Here is a 20,403-nt window from a genome sequence, read left to right on the forward strand (position 1 = left end):
CCCTACAGGTGACCACCTGAGGGGTTTATATTACAGATTGAGGTTATCCCTTCTATGAATCCCTGGCGGTGGTTACCCCTTATGAATCTCCAACGGCGGGTGCCGTTCAGGGACAAACCCTGTCCCTACATTAAGATAAAAAAATAAAGGGATCAGAGCCTTTGAACCTTCACAATGTAGAAGAGACCTCGAGCTTCTGATCGTTGTTAATTTTAAAATGTAGGGACAGCCCTTGCGGCTGTCCGCATCTTAAATTAGATATTTTCTACTAAGCAGGCTTTATTTCTCTCAAGGTGTCACAGTATGAACGCCCGGCGGTGTCCACCGCCTTTTTAGAGGGTTTTTATAGGAGCCGAAGGAGAGCTCTGCTTGCAGGAGATAAGAAGTAGGGGAACGAACAATATAGAAAGAAGATAAACCCTTTTCATCTTTTGTCCCCCTATTTTTAAACTGAGATTATTATATCCCTCTTACAGTTTCCTTATTCCCTTGTAAGGGAATGTTTTAAAGTCGGTAAGAAATACTAAATCCTCCCCCCAACTAAATACTTTCTTTCCTCAGCTAACGCTTACCATTTTTTTAAACTTAGTATAGACTTTTCATTTATGTCAAGAAATTTTGGCGCGAGGCTGAAGATTTTAATGTCCCTTTTTAATATTGGTATAAGGATGATTGTTATTGGAGTGGAGGGTGTGCCTCCATTTTCCATACCCTGGTTTTATCCTGGCGTAAGTGCCGATCTTTAGGGAGGGTTGACTGAGGGTTAATCGAGGGGGAGGAAGAGGAGTGATAGGGGATCGACCCGGATACCGGCGACCTTGGCGCCGAAATGGAGGTGGGGTCCGGTTACCCTGCCCGTCATCCCGGAAAGCCCTATTATCTCCCCCTTTTCCACCATTTCCCCTTCGGAGATTAATATCCTGCTCAAGTGGCAGTAGATGGTGAACAGCCCCTCTCCGTGATCGATGATCACCGTATTCCCCCCGAAGAAGAGGTTCCGGGCGAGAACCACCTTGCCCGAATTTCCCGCCCTTATCTTGGTGCCGGTAGGAGCGCGAAGGTCTACCCCGTAATGTCTTCCCCGGAGCTCGCCATTGAACATCCGGCGAACGCCAAAGGAGGAAATGACCTCGCTTTCCACCGGGAGGATGAACCTCCCTCGCCACAAGGGGGTAGGGGAGCTTGTCCTATAGACCTTCTTTAAGAGTTTGCTCTCCTCCCTTACCCGGGCTAAATCCTCGGCGCTTAGCTTTATGAAGCGGGGATCGACCGCTAGCTTCTCACTGGGAAAGGAGACCTCCCTTATCCTTATCGGGATGCGCCTTTTCAGGACGAAGCTGTTTTTCAGTATGGCGGAGAGATAAAGGTGATAGTCACCGGGGGATGTATCAAGGGGGATACCGCTTAAGGCGATGAAGTTTGTCCCTTCCTTGATGAACTTAAGCCTTTTCCCGATGAAGGTGCCGGAGACGGCGACGATCTCGAGGTTTGGGATCACTTTTATGAGAACCGCTTCTCCTGGGGCGAGCCTCCTCGTGTAGAGCTCTACCTCGAAGGGGGCTGTCTTGGCAATTAGGGGAGTGATTGTTAAGATGAAAAGGGCGAAGAAGATAGTCCCTTTTTTCCTCTTTTCCTCCATAGCTTACTTCTCTTTTTGTTTGGGAAAGGTGATTTGCCCCTCTTTGATCCTCTCGATCTCCCCGGAGAGCTCCCCCTTGGCTAAGTCAAGCTCCTCCTTGGTAGCGTTTAAGGAGAGGGTGATGAACTCCTCGATACTCTCTATTTCAATCTTATCGAGGAGGTCGGAGAGGGCAGGCTTTCCTTCGACCCCCATCCTTCCAATCCCCAAGAGTCCGGTTATTGTATTTGCTATCTCCTTTGCCTTTCCTCCTGTTTCTGCCTTCCCTACCAGCACCAGCCTTATTTCCTCCTTCTCCGTATTCAGTGAAAAGAGGAACGATCTCAATGAGGCGAAGGGAAAGGTGAGAGGAAAGGAGGCGAGTTTCTTCTTCCAGTCAGGTGGGATCATCGACACCGCCCAGATGGTATCCGCCTGGTTTATCCGATCGATGAGCTCCATAAGCTCCGGGTTCTCCTGGATCGTCTCTCCCTTCCGCTTGAAGAGCTTGATCACCTCTTTCAAAGGGGCGATAGATCCTGTAGCGATAACCCCTTCCCCGAGGAAGGAAATGTTTATCCTCCTTTCGGAGCCTGCCAGTCGGTAGATCGTCACCCCGAGATAGGTTTCTTCGGTTAGCGTCCCCTTCTTTTTGAGGTTGGCTATTATCTTATCCTTTTCGATACTGCCGAAGCCTATGGAGACACTTTCGCCAATTTTTCCTGAGTTTTCCGGGATGATGATGAGCAATTTGGTGAGGTCCTTTAAGGGGTCTATTCCAGTATCGGCGATGAACCTCTTATATTCGGCGAGTCGTGCCTCGTCCTTTATCAGGTCTTGGTAGAGGCCAGTTTTGGCGAGTTTGGTGATGTTTACCGAGATGAGGGTTCCCGTCTCTTTGGGGACGAGGAGGAGGGAGTTCTCCGGTCCGATCTTCCTCCCGCAGGATATCAAAGGGGGGAGAACCATCATCCCGATGATTAAGAGATAAAGAAGGCTTCGTTTCATTTACCAATCCTTTCCTCTTGCTTCTTTTCATAATATTCTTCAGCGGTTTTTCTGTCAACCAGGGATGTGGGCTTTATTTTTGCTTGATTTATTTCCTAACTTATTGTTTAATAAAACCCCGGTTTTTTCTGGGAGGAATAATCTCCTTCATTAGTTGTTTTTTCGTTGGTTAAACTTGAAGAAGCGGAGTGAGGGAAGATGGCACTTATATTTAAGAGACGCACATTTAGAGGTGGCGTTCACCCTGAGGAGATGAAGGAGCTGGCGAAGGACAGCCCGATCGAGGTGCTTCCACCGCCGAGACGGGTTGTTCTTCCTTTATCTCAGCATCTGGGTGCGCCTTCTGAGCCTAAGGTCAAGGTAGGTGATGAGGTCAAAGTAGGTGATGAGATAGCGGGAGCTAAGGGGTTTGTCTCTGTGCCCCTCCACGCCTCAATAAGCGGGAAGGTGGTGGCGATAGACAAGTTCCCCCACCCCTGTGGTAGGCGGATGCCAGCGATCGTGATCGAGGGCGATGGTTCCGATGAACTCCCCTGGGGAAAGAAGGAAAAGCAAAAGATAGACGAACTCACGCCGGAGGAGATAAGGAAGCGGGTTCTCGCTGCAGGTATGGTTGGCTTGGGTGGTGCTGCTTTTCCCTCCCATGTGAAGCTCTCCCCACCCAAGGAAAAGCCGATCGATACCATCATCATCAACGGCGCCGAGTGCGAGCCCTACCTGACCAGCGACTATCGACTGATGCTCGAGCATCCGAAGGAGATAGTCGAGGGAATGCTTATAATCAAGAAGGCGTTGTCTGCGGAGCAGGCGTTTATCGGGGTGGAGGAGAACAAGGTCGATGCAGCGGAGCTCCTGGCAGAGGAATGTGAGAAGGCAGGGGTTGATGCCAAGGTAGTGGTGCTCAAGGTGAAATACCCCCAAGGGGGGGAAAAACAGCTCATCAAGGCGATTCTGGGACGGGAGGTGCCCCCCCCACCTGGACTTCCTCTGGATGTAGGGGTGGTGGTGCATAATGTCGGTACCACCTATGCCATTGCCCAGGCGGTGAAGTATGGGAAACCGCTCATCGAGCGGGTGGTGACCGTCTCCGGCAAGGCGGTGCGGGAGCCGAAGAACCTCCTCGTCCGGCTGGGAACGCCCTTCTCCGAGTTGATAGACTACTGCGGTGGTTTTTCCGCTCCTCCGGTAAAGGTGGTGATGGGTGGTCCGATGATGGGGCTCCCTCAGTTCGACCTTTCCACTCCGGTGGTGAAGGGGACCTCGGGTTTACTCCTCCTCACCGAGGATGAGGTGACGCTTGCCGAGGAGGGGGTGTGCATTCGCTGTGGCCGTTGTATTGATGTCTGTCCGATGAACCTCCTTCCCACCGAGATTGCTGCTTATTGCCGGAATGGGATGTGGGATGAGGCAGAGGCGCTCGATGTCTTAGCCTGCATCGAGTGTGGCTCCTGCGCTTACAATTGTCCCGCGAGGATACCTTTGGTCCATTACTTTAAAACAGCAAAGGCGGAGATCAATGCAAGAAGAAAGGCTCAAGCAAAAGCAAAGTCCTAATGATAAATCCGGGGTGCTAACTGCCCCGCTTAAGTTCTCAGCCTCCCCCCATATCCTCGCTCCCGAGGATGTCCCCAAGATTATGCGGGGGGTGGTATGGGCGCTTCTTCCTGCTGGGTTCGCCTCCATCTATTTCTTTGGCTTTTCCGCTCTTTCGGTTATTCTTATTTCCGTTGCTGCCACTTTGTTCTTCGAGTACATCTTCTTACGGATCTTTGGCAATAAGGGCAGTATTGCCGATGGCAGTGCTCTCGTTACCGGGATCCTTTTGGCTTACAACCTTCCTCCTGGTTCTCCCTGGTGGCTGGTAGTGGTAGGGGCGTTCATCGCGGTTCTTCTTGGGAAGCAGGTTTACGGCGGGCTCGGCTACAACATATTCAACCCGGCGCTGGTGGCTCGTGTTTTCCTCTTAATTGCTTGGCCCGTGCAGATGACCACCTGGATATTGCCTCGCCCACCGTTTCCTAAGGGGGCAGAGGCGGTAACCGGCGCCACCCCGCTTGGGGTCCTCAAGACGGAGTTCTTCACCAAGGGCACGATCGGTGCGGCGAAGGCTATTCATCTTTCCGATCTCTTCTATGGGAAGGTGGGTGGTAGCTTGGGCGAGGTTTCGGCGCTTGCTCTCTTGATCGGTGGGGGATACCTCCTTTATCGGAAGATAATCAGCTGGCATATCCCGGTGGCTTATGTGGGGACGGTTTTCCTGATGACCGGCATCTTCTGGTTGGTGAACCCCGACAAGTATATCAACCCGGTGTTCCACATCCTTGCTGGTGGATTGATGCTCGGCGCCCTCTTTATGGCGACCGATATGGTAACCAGCCCGGTGACCTCGAAGGGGAAGCTCATTTTTGGGGTAGGCTGTGGGATCATTACCGTTGTTATCCGTCTATTTGGTAGCTATCCTGAGGGGGTTTCCTATTCCATCTTGGTGATGAACGCCTTTACCCCCTTGATAGATCGTTATACTAAGCCAAAGACCTTTGGAGCAAAGTGATGAACGAGATAGGGAAATACATCCTGGTATTAACCTTAATATCCGTTGTATTTGGGGGATTGCTTGCCCTGGTCTATCAGGTGACCAAGGGACCTATAGAGAAGTCGGAGCTCGCTGATAGGATAAAGGCGATAAAGGCGGTGCTTCCTCCCTTTGTCAATAACCCCCTTGCTGAGGCGAAGACGATAAAGGTGAAGGACGAGGCGACTGGAGTGGAGAAGGAGGTTACCTTCTACCCGGCAAAGGATAAGAGTGGCAGGCTGATCGCAGTGGCGGTGGGCAATGTGAGTAAGATCGGTTATGGCGGGGACATAAAGCTGGTGGTGGGGATAGACATCGATGGTAAGATCCGCGACTACCGCATCCTGAGCTATGCGGAGACCCCAGGGCTTGGCACCAAGGCTACTGAATCCCCCTTCAAGGATCAGTTCAAGGGTAGGTCGCTTAAGAACACCAAGTTTAAGGTGAAGAAGGATGGAGGGGATATCGAGGCGATAACTGGTGCTACCATTACCTCCCGAGCTATCACCTCGGTGCTTGCGGAATCGCTCAGGCTATTCCAGAAGGAGTACGGGAAGGGAGAGGATCCAGCGGGTATCTCCGGTGCTACCCCTAAGCCTAAGGACATCTTTAAAAAGAAGAAATAGAGGAGCAGGCGTATGTTTAAGGAGCTGACCAAAGGGATCGCCAAGGAGAATCCGATCCTGGTACAGGTCCTCGGGATGTGCCCTACCTTAGCGGTGACCACCGCGGCGATAAACGGGGTGGCGATGGGGCTTGCGGTCATCTTCGTGCTCACGATGTCCAACCTGGTTATCTCCCTTATTCGGGGTTTCATCCCCGATAAGGTGAGGATACCTTCATTCATCGTGGTTATTGCCTCCTTCGTCACCATCGTCGATCTGGTGATGCACGGATACTTCATCGAGCTTCACCATGTGCTCGGCATATTCATCCCCCTGATCGTGGTCAACTGCATCATCCTGGGACGGGCGGAGGCGTTTGCCTCGAAGAACGGGGTATTTGCCTCCATCCTTGACGGTATCGGTATGGGGATCGGGTTCACCTTAGTCCTTGTTCTCCTTGGCAGTGTGAGGGAGATATTGGGGAATGGTACCATCTTCGGCTATCATCTCTTCCCCGCTTCCTTCAAGCCAGTGTTGGTTATGATTATGCCTCCTGGGGCGTTCATCGCCCTTGGGTTTATCGTTGGTATCTTCAACAAGGTGAGGAGCTGAAATGGTAGGATATATCCTGTTAATCATAAGCGCGGTTTTGGTCAACAACTTCGTCCTCGCCCGGTTCCTTGGGATCTGCCCCTTTCTCGGCGTCTCCAAGAAGGTGGAGACCGCCCTTGGAATGGGAATGGCGGTTATCTTCGTGATGACGATGGCTTCGGTTATCACCTGGGTTATTCAGTATTATGTGCTGGTTCCCTTACATATTGAGTATCTGCAGACGGTCTCTTTCATTCTCGTTATCGCTACCTTGGTTCAGTTCGTAGAGATGGTAATTCAGAAGACCAGCCCGGCGCTCTATCAGGCACTCGGCATCTACCTTCCGCTCATTACCACCAATTGCGCTGTTCTTGGAGTGGCTCTTCTCAATATGCAGTATATGTACTCCTTTATGGAAGCAGCGGTGTTCGGTTTTGGAAGCTCGGTTGGTTTTACCTTCGCCATCGTTCTATTTGCCGGGATGAGGGAACGGATAGAACTCGCTCGTATCCCTCGGAGCCTGCGGGGAGTTCCCATTGCCCTTATCACTGCGGGGATACTCTCCCTCGCCTTTATGGGCTTCCGGGGATTGGTGAAATAAAAGAGGGTGATAAAAAGTGGCTACAGGAGTGATAATCGCAGTTATTGCCCTTGGGGGGCTTGGCTTTCTCGCCTCAATAGGGCTTTCTCTCGCCTCTCGTTTCTTCGGGGTAAAGGTTGACCCTCGGGTGACCAAGGTGAGAGAGGTTCTGCCTGGGGCGAATTGTGGTGCCTGTGGTTTCGCCGGATGTGATGCCTTTGCCAAGGCGGTGGTTGAGGGAAAGGCGGATGTCGCTGGTTGTGTGGTCGGTGGTCCCAGCGTAGCGGAGAAGATAGGGGAGATACTGGGTAAAAAGGCTGAGGCGAAAGAGCGGATGGTCGCCCGAGTTCGCTGTCAGGGCACGGTGGATAAATCCCCTTACCGCTTCGACTACTACGGGGTGGAAAGCTGTAAAAGCTCTCTGGTGATAAGTGAGGGGAGGAAGGCTTGTACCTATGGTTGCGAGGGATTCGGTGATTGTGTTGCTGCCTGTATGTTCGATGCCATCCATATGGGAGAGGGCGGGGTACCGGTGGTCGATGAAGACAAGTGCACCGCCTGCGGGAGGTGCGTTGCTGCCTGCCCCAAGAACATCATCATCCTCGAACCCGTATCCTCCCGGGTTACCGTCCGCTGCAGTTCCCACGATATAGGAAAGGTGGTGCGGGGGCTCTGCACCATCGGCTGTATCGCCTGCGGGCTTTGCGCCAAGAGGTGTCCTTCCCAGGCGATCACCTTGGTGGATAACCTGCCGGTATGGGATTACGAGAAGTGTATCAACTGCGGCATCTGCGCCTATGTCTGTCCTACCAAGGCGATAAAGGATGACCGGAAGGAGATACCCAAGGCATTCATCTCCGATGCCTGCACCGGTTGTGGCGAGTGCGTTAAGGTCTGTCCGGTCAAGAACTGCATCAGCGGGGAGCAGGGTAAACCCCATAAGATAAACGAGGAAACCTGCATCGGCTGCGGGCTCTGCGTTGATGTTTGCCCGGTGAAGGCTATCGAGCTTAAAAAGCCGGTCTCGGTCGAGGCATAATATGGAAGATCTCGTCGAGATAGGCACGGTTAAGGAGATAGTGGGGGCGGAGGCGATAGTAGAGGTAGAACGCGCCTCCGCCTGCGCCCACTGCGTGAGTAAGCATCTCTGTTTTCCTGAAGGCGCTTCCAGCCTCCTTATTCGGGTGGCGAATTCGATTGGGGCAAAGGTGGGAGATAGGGTTAAGCTCTCCCTCCGAGGAAGGACATTCCTCTGGCTCTCCTTCCTCGTTTATCTGGTCCCTTTGCTTCTCTTTTTCCCCGCTTCCTATCTGGGGGGAGTAGTATCCTCACATTTCCTTCCGGGGAGGGACCCTCAGCTTCTTGAGCTCCTCTTCGGGGTAGGGGCGGTGGTGGTGAGCTTTCTCCTTGTCCGTGCTTATAACAAGAGGCTCACGAGCAAGAAGCGCTGTCTTGTCGAGATAGTAGGGATTATTTAGCTCCTTTTAACCTCTCGGCAAGGCGGGCGATCTCCCTTCCAAGGCGGAGGCAGTTCTCTTTACTCCGCTCATCGGGAGCTCCCACCGCTACCGGTCCGTAGTGATCCTCGGCTGACGATCCCTTTATCACCATCCCATGGATCAACATCGCCTTTAAGATATCGAGTACCGTGGTCTCGTTTCCCCCAGCCAGCCCTGCCGATGAAGCGAAAGCTCCGCCTACTTTTCTTTCAAGCTTCTTATGATACTTCACCGAATCGTCAAATAGCCTCTTCACCTCCGCTGCCATCGTGCCGTAGTACACCGGTGATCCGATGATTATCCCATCCGCTTCAAGGAGGTCATCAGGGGTTGTCTCCGTTATCTTTTTCAGGATCACCTGGGCACCCTCCTTCGTTGCCCCTTCCGCCACCTTCTTTGCCATTTTTTCTGTATTACCCGTCCTTGAGTAATAACTGATGAGTATTTTCGCCATTTTCCCCCCTTTTAAACCCTGTTGTAATTTTGGTTCAAATATTATAGCCTAAAACCGATGGGGAAAAGGAGGGTAAAGATATTTTTGGATTGGGGGGTTGTTATCTCCTTCCTTCTTTCCCTTATCACCCTTTTTCTCGCCAGGGGGTTGTTTTTTCCTCTTTTTGTTGTCTTTTTGGTATTCTTCCTTGTCAAGTTTGTAAGGAGCGAGGTTAATGTAAGAGAGGTGAGGAGGAAGCTTTTCAGGAGAAAGTATCTCCTTCTCTTTGCTTTCTTTCTCTTTGTGATAGCCCTCTCCATCCCCGGGATTAGGTTTGCCCGGATTCGATCCCCTTATCCCACCGAGAGGGAGATCGCTTCCTCCGCCTACCGTATCCTCGAGAAGGGGGATTTCAACCCCCACCATTTTATGAAACCAGCTGGCTATGTCTATTTTCAGGCGGGCGTCTTTGCCCTCTACTTTTTGGAGGAGGGAAGCAGGGGGAGATGGAGTTCGATTTATCAAGCTGAACCCTCCGATTTCCTCATCGCAGGAAGGGTTGTCAATCTCCTCTTAATGCTTTTTTCCTTGGCTCTATTCTACCTTCTGGCAAAAAAGGTTCTCTTTCGGGAGTTATGCTATCTCCCCTTCATTTTCTTCCTCGTTCTTCCTGCAGTTGTCAGGGGTGCTACCTTCATAAACCCCTATCCCCTGTTCCTTATATTTGCCCTTGGCTCCTTCTATTTTCTGGCCGATCTTAAGGAAAGAGGGAGGGGTTTCTTTATTTCCGCTCTCCTCATCGGTCTTGCTGCTTCTTGTGATTATACCGGTTTTCTCCTTGTCCTACCCGCTTTATTTCCCCTCGTTCGCCTTAAGGGGAGTAGCAAAGCGAAGGATATAGGCTTCTTCCTTCTCCTTGTATTAGCCGTCTTCTTTCTCGTAAACCCCTATCTATTGGCGGAAAGGGGAGAGGCGGTTGCCGATCTCGGACGGAACCTCTTTCACTATCAGAAAGAGCTTTCTTCCCAGTTGAACCCTCAGAGTGTCCTTCGTTCCCTCTATAACGGGCTCTCGTTCGGTCCCCTGCTCAGCCTCCTCATCGGAGGAAGCGTCCTTTATGCCATCTTCTCCTTTGAGAAGCGAACTCTCTTCTATCTTTCTTTCCCTCTTTCCTATCTCCTCTTAAAGAGGATCGATCTTAATGGGGAAGGGATCTTTCTCCTCCCCGTGATCCCCTTCTTTCTCATTGCCACCGCCCTTGTCTGGCAGGGTTGGCTCATCAAGAAGTTCGCCTTCATCTATCTCCTGAGGAAGAGGAGGGCGAAGTTCGCATTTTTCCTCTCGCTCTTTCTCCTTATTTTCTTCCCTCTGGTTAACACGGTAAGAGGGGCGATTGAACTGAGCCGGGGTACCTCGCTCGCCTCTGAAACTTATCGTCTTCTTGGCAATGCTGGGAGGAAGGGTGATATCGCCCTCTCCGAGTTTCCCCTAAGGAAACCTCAGGGGATCAAGGTTGAAACCTCTTCCCTCATTACCCGTCATCCCCTCGATTTCTACATCAGGGAGGGATATCGCTTTCTCCTCCTCCTTTCTGATGTGAACGGGGATTTCGAAGAAAGGTTTGCCGGGAGAGAGGGTAAAGAAAAGTTGATTATAAAGGGAGGTTATCCTTATCCTCGTCTTTCCCTTGCGGTTATCGTCCTCCCCCGTTATGAACCAACGGGGTTGTTAGCCCCAATCTCCTCCTCGCTTGAGGGAAAGGGTGAGATGGAGATCGATTTCAAGGATAGAAACTTCGGCATCCTGGGCAGGGGGTGGGGAGATGTCTCCTCCTATAACGGGGTTCCCGGAAGGTTTGCCATCGCCAAGGAGAGCGTGGTTTTCCTGCCCCGGATTGAAGGTGGGGTAGAGCTTGTGCTTGAGGTGGCTCCGGTGGTATATCGTGGTTCACCTCCTCAGGTTATCTCCCTTTCATTGAACGGGAAGGAGGTGGAAGAGTTCTCCCTTCCTCCGCGAAATAGATTCCGCCGGTTTAGCTTTAATCTCCCTTCGGGTAGTTTAGGGCGGAGGACGAATACCCTTGCTTTTAGACATCGGTTTCTCGCCGATCCCCGGGGCTACCTGATGGTGGGCACCCCGATATGGGGAAAAAATAAACGAGCTGCCTTCTATCATAAGCTTATCCTAAAGGTGAGGAAGAGATGAGATCAGAAAGGAGATGGCGGGCGGTCTTTCGGATAATCGTCATCGTTTCCGGGGTGAACCTCTACTTCACCCTTATTACCGGTGGTTATTCCCTCTCTTTCGGCTTTTTTACTCTCCGTTCCCATAGTGGCGTCAAGGCGTTTTTGTCTTTTCTTTTGATCTCTTCCGTTTATTTCGTTTGGTCCTATTCGCCTCAAAGGATATTTAAATTCCTTAGGAAGCAGGCGTTTGGACTCGCCCTTTTGGGGATAATAGCCCTTGGGCTCATCCTTCGTCTTACTGGCATCGATCATGGGCTTCCTCACTTCATCCCCATTGATGAAACAGTGATGGGAAAGATCATCTGGGATATGGTGAAGACCGGGGCGTACAATCACCGCTTCATAAGTTATCCCGTGCTCTTTTACTGGCTTCTCATTCCCTTCTATATCGGGTATTTCCTTGTTGGAGCGTTTCTCGGCAAATGGGCGAGTTTTTCCCAGGTGCCTCTTCACGGGCTTTACATCGTGGGTCGGGTGGTTACTGCCCTCATCAGCACGGCAACGATATATGTGGGATATCTTCTTGGGAAAAAGGCTTACAATCGGACGGTGGGTCTTTCCGCTGCCCTCTTCCTCTCCCTCTTTGAATACAATGTGAGGGTGGCTAAGTTTATGCGGATCGATGTCCTTCAAACATTCTTCCTTGCCCTTGCCCTTCTCTATCTCGTGGCTATGGTGAAGGGAGAGGGGAAGAGCGCCTATTTCAAGGCGGCTTTATTCTCCGGGCTCGCCATATCTTCCAAATATCCTTCCTTTATAATTATCTTCGTCTATATCATCGCTCATCTTCTGGTACCAAGGGAGAAAAGGGCAGAGGGAAAGACCTTCCTCCTGGGAGTTATCCTTGTTCCTCTTTTCTCTCTCCTTAGCAATCCTTTTGTACTTCTTGACATCAACCGGTTCCTGAACGAATTTATTGCCCAGGGGTTGAGGGCGGGGAAAGCGTCAGCCGATGTTCTCCATATTGCACTTCTGAATGATGGGGGAGGATCGATCCTTCCCCGAAGCCCGCTTTACGGTAAACTCTTTATCTCTACTATGGGACTGCCCCTCGTCTTGATGCTCGTTTATGGCTTGATCTTATTCTTGTTGAGACTTGAGCGAGTTGGTCTCCTCCTTTCCTCCTTCGTTTTTCTCTACTTCCTGATGATAGCAGGTTTCCCCAAGGGGTATCCTCGGTATATGCTTCCTCTGCTTCCCCCGGTGGCGGTGATCGCTTCATATGGAATTTTTTCCCTAATTTCTCAGCTTAAATTGAAGTTCCTAAAGAAGAGAAGAGAGCTCGTCTTTTATCTCTTAAGTATCCTCCTCATCCTTCCGGTAGGGGTAAGGGTGAGCCGTTATTCCTACCTCCTCACCAAGGAGGATACCTTTGAGCTCGCCTCTCGTTGGATCGAGAAGAACATCCCCGAAGGTTCGGGGATAGCGGGAAGTCAGTTTATGCCCGAGCTTCCTCGGGGGAGATTCCGGGTGGCAAAAAGCAAAGGGACCGTTTTCGTGCGCCCAATCAAGGAGTACATCCGCGAAGGGTATCAATATCTCGTGGTAACTTCCCTTGATCTTGAGGGGAGGTTCGGAGAAAGATATCAAAAACTTCTCAAAGATTTCCCCAAGGTTAAGGAATTTCTCCCGGAAAAGGGGCGGGCGATAGGTCCCAAGATTTACCTTCTTCGCCTTGTTTCCGAGCCAGAGAGGGGACTTTTCCTCCTTTCTCCTCTTGGTGGTGGCAGGATGAATAAGCTCCTCATCGATATCGGTAGGGATGATGAGCCCTACTTGGGAGCGGGATGGGGTATGAGGGAGAAGGAGGGAGAAAGCGATTTCCGCTGGTCGCTCGGGCGGGAGAGCTCCCTTTTCTTTGTAGTTGAGGACCTGGCGCCACTTAAGCTCACCCTGAGGGTGAAGCCTCTTCTCTCCGCCAGGTTTCCTGAGAAAAGGGTGAAGGTTTTTCTAAATAAAAAGATGATTGCTACATTTACCCTTAAGGAAGAACACTTCTCCTCGGTGTCCCTCTCGATCCCCGAGAAACTGGTGAGGAAGGGGGTGAATGAACTCTCTTTCTCATCTTATCCGATCTTTTCACCTAAAGAAATGTGGGGGCGTGATGATCCTCGCCCGTTGGCTTTGGCTTTCGATTGGGTTAGAATTGAAAAAGCGCCTCGTGGGAAGTAATTTTTCTCTATGCGTGAGGTGGGCTTAGGATGAGGGGGAGAGGTTTTTTTTGGTTTTTGATAGCGTTTATCTTGATCCTTGCTCGTCTTTTTTTCCTGTTTCCCGCTACCAACTTCGGGCTTCCCCATTTTTTCTCGGTCGATGAGCCCTTCTTGGTAGATAACTCCCTTAAGATGGTGGAAAGCAGTGATTGGAACCCCCACTTCTTTCATTACGGGGGGCTTACCTATTATCTGCTTTTTGGGGTGTTCAAGGCTCGGAGCGCCCTTTTGAAGGAGAAGGGACGACTTCGGGGATATTTTGCCGAAGGCTTTGTTCGGGAGCCGGAGAGGGACTTAAGGGAGGTAGGCTACTACCGGGCAGGGAGGATTGCGATCCTTTTTCTCTCCGCCTTGATCCTTTTTTCCTTTTTCCTTTTCGGGGTGAGGGCTTATGGCGTTTTGCCGTCCTTCCTCGCCCTTTTGATGCTCCTTTTCAATCCATTGGTAGCCAGGATGGGGGTTTATGTGAACCCCGATGTCCCGATGCTTTTCTTTCTGAGCCTCTCTTTTCTCTTCGGTTTGTCTTTCCTAAGAGAGGAGGGTTCGTCCAAAATCTTCTTCGCTGGTTTCCTCGCCGGGCTGGCGGTGGGGGCGAAGTTGAGCGCTCTTCCCCTCATCGGCTCGCTGGCGGTGCTCTTGTTCCTTAAGAGGAGGAGGTTTTTTCTTAGATTCACCCTGTTAGGGCTGGGGGCGATCTTAGGTTTTTTGCTGGTGAACCCTGCGGCTATTTTCGATAGAGGGGAGTTCTGGCGGGAGACATTTATGATGTCGCAGGTCATTCCCCTAAAGGTGAGCGCTAACCTCGCCTCCTATTTTTCCTCCATCTACGAAAATCTCGGCTGGACGGGAGTCATCCTCCTTGCGATAAGCCTCTTCCTGGTTGTGAAAAAGCGGGATAAGGTGGGTGTTTTCCTTTTCTCCTTCGCCCTTTTCTATGTGGCATCGATGTCGCTTGGAAGGCTGTTTCACTTCCGCTACACCCTTCCCCTTATCCCGGTCTTTTTCCTCCTGATAGGGGAGGTCATCGGTTATTTTTCCTTTCTTCTCCGGGAGAAGCTTCGGATATCGATTAGGGTAAGCGCTCTTATCGCAGTTTCGGCTGTTACCCTTCTATTTTTACCTCAGCTACTTCTAACCGCGCGGGCTATAGGGGAGGTGAAGAAGCCTCTCGCGGTCGCCGAGGCTAAGAAGTGGATCGAGGAGAATGCAGAAGACGGCGCTCTCATCGGGAGGGAATATTACACCCCATACATCGATCCCAGGAGGTTTCGGGTGTATTTCCTCCATAGGTTGATGAACCGACCGCCCCGTTGGTACCTACGGATGAACTTCGATTACCTCCTTCTTTCTTCAGAGAACTATGTCCGCCTCTTCCCCGGGTGGTACCGAGCGCTCCTTTCTCGATGTGAGCAGGTAAGGGAATTTCCCGAGAGGTTTTCCCCTATTTTTGGGATAAACCCGGCTGTTCTCGTAGTTAAGCCACTCTCCCTTCCCGATGATAGATTGCTCAGGGATGGTTCTCGCTACCTGATCTTTAGGAAGGGGAGGGAGGCGATTATTGACATTGGCAATAATGATGAGGTCTATTTGGGAAGGGGCTTTTCCGATGTGGAACAGGAGGGGAAAAGGACCTTCCGCTGGTCCCTCGGTGGTTCCTCGAGCCTATTTTTCCCCTTGAAGAAAGCACGGTCGATGATGATGACCCTTATCCTCAAACCCTTCTTATATCCGGGCGTATCGGCGCAGGTCATCGAGGTGAGGTTGAATGGGAAATCGATCGGGAAGCTGGTGTTATCTCATCGAGCCTTTTCCTCTTATAAGCTTACCATCCCCCGGAGGGCTACCAAGCCCGGGGTGAATGAGCTTTCGTTCGGCTACCGCTATTATGCTTCCCCGGCGGAGGTGATCCCTGGAAGTGGTGATCTCAGGGTTATCGCCGTCGCCTATGATTTGGTAAGGCTTGTCGCCTTGGAATAAGGGAGGAGGAAGATAATGAAGAAGATCCTCTTTTGGTTTTGTTCCCTCCTTATCCCCCTCCTTCTTTTTAGTGCGGAGGGATATTTCCGCTTTAGCGGGGAGGTCAAGGGAACGGTCTATATCCTCATCAGAGGGAATGGAGTGAGGATCGAGCCGGCGAGCTTCGGGGCTTCAGTTCGTCACCCTCGTTTCTCCTTTAGCGAGCCCCTTCCTTTATCCGAGGTTCCGGTCTATGTGCGGAAGCTCTCTGGTAGGGGACCGGTAAGCATTGAGGAACAGCCAAGCCGGATAAACAGCTATACGGTGAAGGTGCTTATCCTCGCTTCGGAGCATAGCCTTTCTGAGCGCTACGAGTTTGAACTCGTCTGGGGTAGGATGAGACCTCGCTTCGGCTCCAATTACCCTTCTTCTTCCCAGCCGGTCGATTCCTTCCGCTGGTGGGGAACAGTGGACGGGAAGGACATAATAAAGATAAGGGGAGAGAGGGTGTGGGTGGAGCACAGAAGTGCTCTTCCCATCCAGAACCAGGATTACCGTTTCTCCGCCCCTCTTCCTTTCCATCCTGTTCCTCTCGCCCTCGAGGTGGTAAAGGGAAGGGGGAGGGTGATGCTCATCGAACAGCCGAGCGAGGAGAACGGCTACACCGCTTCGGTCCTCGTCGATGACGAGAGCAGAAGGGGCTCGGCGAGATATGAGTTCGTCCTCTGGTGGACGAGACCCCAGGGGATGGGGATTTACGACAACTGCTTCTTCCACTGGGAAGGCAAGGTCGATGGGAGCGATCGCATCATCTTAAGAAGAGATGAGGTTAAGGTGGAGCACCTTACTGGCCTTCCCCTCCAGTGCCAGTCTTACACCCTCTCTGCCCCCTTGCGTTCAAGACGGGTTACGGTGAGCCTTAGGAAGAAGAAGGGAAGGGGAAAGGTAACGATAGTGGAGCAACCCTCGGCGAGAAACGGGTATCGGGTGGTGGTTTTGGTAGATGACAGCAGAAGGAGGGGAGCGAGCGATTACTCCTTCGATCTTTCCTGGCGGGATGATACTGCCCCCTCCTATAGAAGGAAAGTGGTTACTGGTAAGGCGACCTCCTTCAGCTTCGATGGGGTTATTGATGGCGAGGACCTGATAGTGATAAAGGGGGCTAAGGTCGAGATGAGGCATATCTCCGGGAAGAGACCCATCGGGGCAGCGCCTAAGCTCTTCTTCCCCCTTCCCCGGCGGGAGATCATCGCTTGCTTAAGGAAGAAGAAGGGCAGGGGCGAGGTGGTGATACTCGAACAACCATCAGCGAGAAACGACTACTCCCTGATTGTGCGGATAAGGGATGAGAAACGAGGTGCCTCCCGCTACCGCTTCAGTATTAGCTGGTAGTTTCTTCTTCAAGATTTTTGCTTGAATTTTGGAACTCGCTTTTGTAGAATTTCGTTTACTACGGGGGCGGAGGCTATTTAATGTTGGAGATAGAAGGGGTTAAGAAGCGTTTTCAGGATACGGAGGCTCTGAAGGGGGTTGGGTTTGTTCTTTATGAGGGTGAGGTATTTGGACTCCTCGGTCCCAATGGAGCGGGTAAGACCACCCTAATCAAGATAATAACCGGTCTCATCCCCCCGGATGAAGGGAGGGTCACGATAGATGGTTTTGATGTTCGCTCCCACTGGGAGGAGGTGAAGCGGTTGTTGGGGATAGTACCCCAGGAGCTTTCCCTTTATCCTGGTCTCTCAGCAGAGGAGAACCTGTCTCTTTTCGGAAAGCTTTACGGTGTCTCCGGGCGCGAGCTGAAGGATAGGATTTCCTTTCTCCTTTCCCTTGTCGGTCTTTGGGAGAGGAGGAAGGAGTTGGTGAGGAATTATTCTGGAGGGATGAAGAGGAGATTGAACCTTGCCCTCGCTCTAATTCATTCGCCCAATCTCCTCCTGCTTGATGAACCCACCGTGGGATTGGATCCCCAAACACGGGCTCTTATCTATGACTTTATACTTGAGGTAAAGGAGAAGGGGGTGAGCGTGCTCCTTACCACCCATTACATCGAAGAGGCGGAGCGTCTTTGTGATCGAGTGGCGATAATAGATGAGGGGAAGATCATCGCCCTTGCTTCGCCCGGAGAGCTTATCCAGCGGTTTGCTCCTGAAGAGCTGATAGAGGTGGAAACGGAGGAAGAGCTTGTTCCCCTGAAGGAAAAATTGCTGGATGCCTTTGCCTCGTTCTCTCCCTTGGTGGTGGAAAAGAAGGTCATTCTTAAGGTGAGGGATGGAAGGAGGAGACTTCCCCGGATAATGGCGGATCTCCTCTCGCTTGGGGTTTCCCCTACCTCCATTCACTTCAAGGAACCCAATCTGGAGGCGGTTTTTCTTTCGTTAACCGGAAAGGAGCTTAGGGATTGAAATCGATAATATTAGCCTTTAACGACCTTAAGTTATTCTTCCGCGATCGTTGGTCCTTCCTTTATGTTGCCGTTCTCCCTATAGCGATATTCACTGTACTCGCTCTTACCTTTGGAGGACAGGGAAAGTCCAAGATCTCGGAACAACCGATCCCGGTGGTAGATCTCGATCATTCACCGGAGTCGGCGAAACTCATCTCGGCACTCGATAAGGCGAAGGAGATTGAGGTAGAGCGGTTTCCTGAAGTGGGAAAGGGGCTGGCTAAGGTAAGAAAAGGAAGAAGGGTGCTCGCTCTGGTGATCGAGCCCGGTTTCGGAAAAGCGCTTAAAGAAGGGAGGGTGAAGGGGAAGCTTAGGGTTTATTACGATCCGGCAAAGGAGATGGAACGGTCCCTGCTTATCGGTGCTCTATTCCAGGCGGTATGGGGCGCATTCCCCGAAGAATTCGTCTCCCCCTTTGCTGCCTCGGCGATGAAGGAGATGGGAGTTCCCGAAGAAGAGAGGAAGAGAGCCCTTTCCTCCATTGAGGAGTATTTCAAGAAAAAAGGAGGGGGTAAGACCTCTTCTTTAGCAGCGAACGAGATGTTTACAACAGAGCCGGTGGTCAAGAAACAGAAGATGGGCAAGAAGCCAGGAATTGCCCAGGCGGCAGCAGGTACTGCGGTGATGATGCTTCTTTTCTCCGTGATCTATGGTGGATCGAGCATCCTCAGGAAGAAGGAGGCGGGGATACTGAGGAGGCTTCTTCTTTCTCCCATCTCGATGGGAAATATCATCTTGGGGCGGTATTTATCGCTCTTTATCATCGGATGTGTCCAGCTGTTTACCCTTTTCCTCTACGCCAATTTTGCTTTTGGACTTCCCCTTCGGGCTCATATTCTTCCTCTTATTGTCCTTTCGGTAGTTACCGCAGCGGCAGCCACCTCTTTTGGCATCTTCCTCGCCTCTTTGTGCCGTAGTTATCGTCAGGTGGAGGGATTGGGCACCCTGCTCGTTCTCATTATGTCCGCCCTCGGGGGGAGCTGGTTCCCCCTCTTCCTTATGCCCCGTTTTATGCAAAAAGTGGGGCATTTCACCTTTAATGCCTGGGCAATGGATGGGTATCAGGAGATATTCTTCCGGGGAGGAGGTATATCTGATATCCTTCTTGAAATAGCGGTTCTTTCCGCTATTGCCCTGGTTACGGTGGGGATATCGGTTGTGGTATTCTCCCGCCGCAGCTTTCGGGAATTTCTGGCACAACAATAATTTAAACAATAAATTAGAAAAAAATCCAACATTGTGCTATAATAATAAATGAAAAGATGAGGAGAATGTCTCACAGGTTCACAAGAAGGGAGTTTATCTCTTTAGGATTCTCTGCACTCGTCCTTTCCTCCTTGAAGGGAAGGTTGCCTTTCTATTTGGTAGAGGAAAGGGGAGCGGAGCTCCTCATCCCCGATACTCGTTCTGTTGAGGTAGCGCTCAATAGTCGCGTTTCTTCCACCATAATCGGGGGAGGCACTCACTTTGGCCGATCGGTGACCGGCGCTTCCCTCTCCAAGGTTGCCCTTCGTGATCTGGTTTGGGCGGCGTCCCGGGTGTATGATTTCAGACCAGAGATACCGCTCAGAAACTACATCCTGAGCCCGGAAGGGATATTCTATTATGACCCGGAGAAGGACGAACTCCTTTCTGCCGAAGGCAGGTTGAAGGGTGTTTACATTCCCTCGGTGGAGGAGGGTGGGGCGATCGTCCTTCAGACGCTCGAGGGGTTGATCCTCTCCCGTATTGGGGAACCTCCGAATTTTGAAGCGGTGTGGAAGCTGGGGAACTCATACCAATCGCTGAACCTCCTTGCTGCTGGCTACAAGCCGAAGCCGATCGCCTGCTGCAATTGGGCTGGCTCCAAGTTTGGGGGGAGGGCGAAGAGGCCGATTGTCGATAACCGCCGTGAGGTAGCGCTCGAGTATATCCGGGTGGCGGTGTCCGCTCCTTCCTGGGATGGTAGCTATTATGCCCTAGGTCTCCATCCCCATTGGAGGAGCGATCCGGAGTATGGGGACCCGAGGACGGATTCCGCCTGCTCCCTCTCCTCTGCCATCGATGGTTTCCGTTTCTCCCCTCGGATAGAGGAAGCTCCCCTTTCCCGGCGCCATCTCAACCAGCTTCTTTTCGGCACCTGTGGTTCTACCTGTCATAATTTGCCCCGGGGAAGGGTGAGGGCTATAGGCACCACCTATCCCTCCTCAATGGGGAGCTATTACATCAGGACCGATGATGCTCGATCGCTGGCATATGTGGTGACAGAGAGGGGGCTCTTTAAGTATGTCAACCTCACTGAGGAGGGGTTCCCCACCAGTAGTTTCCAATTGATCATTGAGGATAGGCGTTTGAAAGAGAAGATAGAACGGGCAGCAGGAGTACCCGTCGGTTTTTCGCCCCAGTATGTTATCTTGAACTCGGCAAACGAAGGTTGGCTTACCGGGAAGTGGGGTAGGTGGGTAGAACTTGCCGAGGGGGGAAGTGCCGAGTATTCGCTTAGGATGCAGGCTTATTCCCTTGGTCTTGCGGTTTCCACCTTTCTACTCGCTACCAGGGAGCTGCGGGTAAAGGTGAGGAGGGCTTGTCCCTTCCTTGTTTCTCCCTTAGCAGTGGTTGCTTTTGGGTATCGGAAGGATTAGCGGATACCCTTTTGGAGA

17 protein-coding genes are annotated in these 20,403 nt (G+C 51.6%); 14 read left to right on the forward strand and 3 right to left on the reverse strand.

The features are described from left to right. Positions 1-763: 763 nt before the first annotated feature. Positions 764-1,639: a M23 family metallopeptidase gene (locus J7L64_08465; GenBank protein ID MCD6452374.1), complete on the reverse strand. Its 876-nt coding sequence runs from the start codon at positions 1,637-1,639 to the stop codon at positions 764-766. A 3-nt stretch (positions 1,640-1,642) separates the two neighbouring features. Further along, entirely contained in the window at positions 1,643-2,626 is a 984-nt protein-coding gene (locus J7L64_08470) for a hypothetical protein (GenBank protein MCD6452375.1), read from the reverse strand. Positions 2,627-2,824: 198 nt separating this feature from the next. Here J7L64_08470 and rsxC point away from each other — a divergent pair, with 198 nt between their 5' ends. The 7 genes from rsxC to J7L64_08505 are packed head-to-tail and all read left to right on the forward strand — an operon-like array spanning position 2,825 to position 8,452. Continuing rightward, complete coding sequence (rsxC, locus tag J7L64_08475) at positions 2,825-4,180, forward strand: electron transport complex subunit RsxC (GenBank protein MCD6452376.1); 1,356 nt, start codon at positions 2,825-2,827, stop codon at positions 4,178-4,180. Further along, a complete protein-coding gene (locus tag J7L64_08480) occupies positions 4,143-5,177 on the forward strand; it encodes an RnfABCDGE type electron transport complex subunit D (GenBank protein MCD6452377.1) in 1,035 nt (344 codons plus the stop codon). Before rsxC ends, J7L64_08480 begins: the two co-directional genes overlap by 38 nt. Next, positions 5,177-5,824, forward strand: coding sequence for an RnfABCDGE type electron transport complex subunit G (locus tag J7L64_08485; protein MCD6452378.1), 648 nt, complete (start codon positions 5,177-5,179; stop codon positions 5,822-5,824). The genes J7L64_08480 and J7L64_08485 overlap by 1 nt, the downstream gene beginning before the upstream one ends. A 12-nt stretch (positions 5,825-5,836) precedes the next feature. Next, positions 5,837-6,415, forward strand: a complete 579-nt coding sequence (locus tag J7L64_08490) for an electron transport complex subunit E (protein ID MCD6452379.1) — start codon at positions 5,837-5,839, stop codon at positions 6,413-6,415. Position 6,416: 1 nt separating this feature from the next. Beyond that, a complete protein-coding gene (gene rsxA, locus J7L64_08495) occupies positions 6,417-6,995 on the forward strand; it encodes an electron transport complex subunit RsxA (protein ID MCD6452380.1) in 579 nt (192 codons plus the stop codon). A gap of 16 nt (positions 6,996-7,011) precedes the next feature. Then, positions 7,012-8,013: a Fe-S cluster domain-containing protein gene (locus J7L64_08500; protein ID MCD6452381.1), complete on the forward strand. Its 1,002-nt coding sequence runs from the start codon at positions 7,012-7,014 to the stop codon at positions 8,011-8,013. A gap of 1 nt (position 8,014) precedes the next feature. Then, positions 8,015-8,452: a SoxR reducing system RseC family protein gene (locus tag J7L64_08505; GenBank protein MCD6452382.1), complete on the forward strand. Its 438-nt coding sequence runs from the start codon at positions 8,015-8,017 to the stop codon at positions 8,450-8,452. On the opposite strand, the gene J7L64_08510 is transcribed toward J7L64_08505, so the two are convergent. Further along, positions 8,445-8,927 (reverse strand): NAD(P)H-dependent oxidoreductase, encoded by a 483-nt coding sequence (locus J7L64_08510; protein MCD6452383.1) that lies wholly within the window; start codon positions 8,925-8,927, stop codon positions 8,445-8,447. The two genes, J7L64_08505 and J7L64_08510, sit on opposite strands and share 8 nt — an antisense overlap. Before the next feature lie 84 nt (positions 8,928-9,011). Here J7L64_08510 and J7L64_08515 point away from each other — a divergent pair, with 84 nt between their 5' ends. From J7L64_08515 to J7L64_08545, 7 genes are all read left to right on the forward strand, one after another. Beyond that, on the forward strand, positions 9,012-11,111 hold the full coding sequence (locus J7L64_08515; GenBank protein ID MCD6452384.1) for a glycosyltransferase family 39 protein: 2,100 nt from the start codon (positions 9,012-9,014) through the stop codon (positions 11,109-11,111). Beyond that, the gene (locus J7L64_08520) at positions 11,108-13,324 is read left to right on the forward strand and encodes a glycosyltransferase family 39 protein (protein MCD6452385.1); all 2,217 of its coding nucleotides are present in this window, start codon (positions 11,108-11,110) and stop codon (positions 13,322-13,324) included. The genes J7L64_08515 and J7L64_08520 overlap by 4 nt, the downstream gene beginning before the upstream one ends. 29 nt (positions 13,325-13,353) lie before the next feature. Beyond that, complete coding sequence (locus tag J7L64_08525; protein ID MCD6452386.1) at positions 13,354-15,342, forward strand: glycosyltransferase family 39 protein; 1,989 nt, start codon at positions 13,354-13,356, stop codon at positions 15,340-15,342. Between the two features lie 15 nt (positions 15,343-15,357). Next, positions 15,358-16,713 carry a hypothetical protein gene (locus J7L64_08530; protein MCD6452387.1) on the forward strand — a complete coding sequence of 452 codons (1,356 nt, stop codon included), beginning with the start codon at positions 15,358-15,360 and terminating at the stop codon, positions 16,711-16,713. Positions 16,714-16,793: 80 nt separating this feature from the next. After that, on the forward strand, positions 16,794-17,723 hold the full coding sequence (locus tag J7L64_08535) for an ABC transporter ATP-binding protein (GenBank protein ID MCD6452388.1): 930 nt from the start codon (positions 16,794-16,796) through the stop codon (positions 17,721-17,723). Continuing rightward, on the forward strand, positions 17,720-18,970 hold the full coding sequence (locus tag J7L64_08540) for an ABC transporter permease (GenBank protein ID MCD6452389.1): 1,251 nt from the start codon (positions 17,720-17,722) through the stop codon (positions 18,968-18,970). Before J7L64_08535 ends, J7L64_08540 begins: the two co-directional genes overlap by 4 nt. 65 nt (positions 18,971-19,035) lie before the next feature. Beyond that, on the forward strand, positions 19,036-20,385 hold the full coding sequence (locus J7L64_08545; GenBank protein MCD6452390.1) for a hypothetical protein: 1,350 nt from the start codon (positions 19,036-19,038) through the stop codon (positions 20,383-20,385). The last annotated feature ends 18 nt before the right edge of the window (positions 20,386-20,403 follow it).

The sequence above is a fragment of the Acidobacteriota bacterium genome (assembly GCA_021161905.1).
GTDB lineage: Bacteria > Acidobacteriota > B3-B38 > Guanabaribacteriales > JAGGZT01 > JAGGZT01.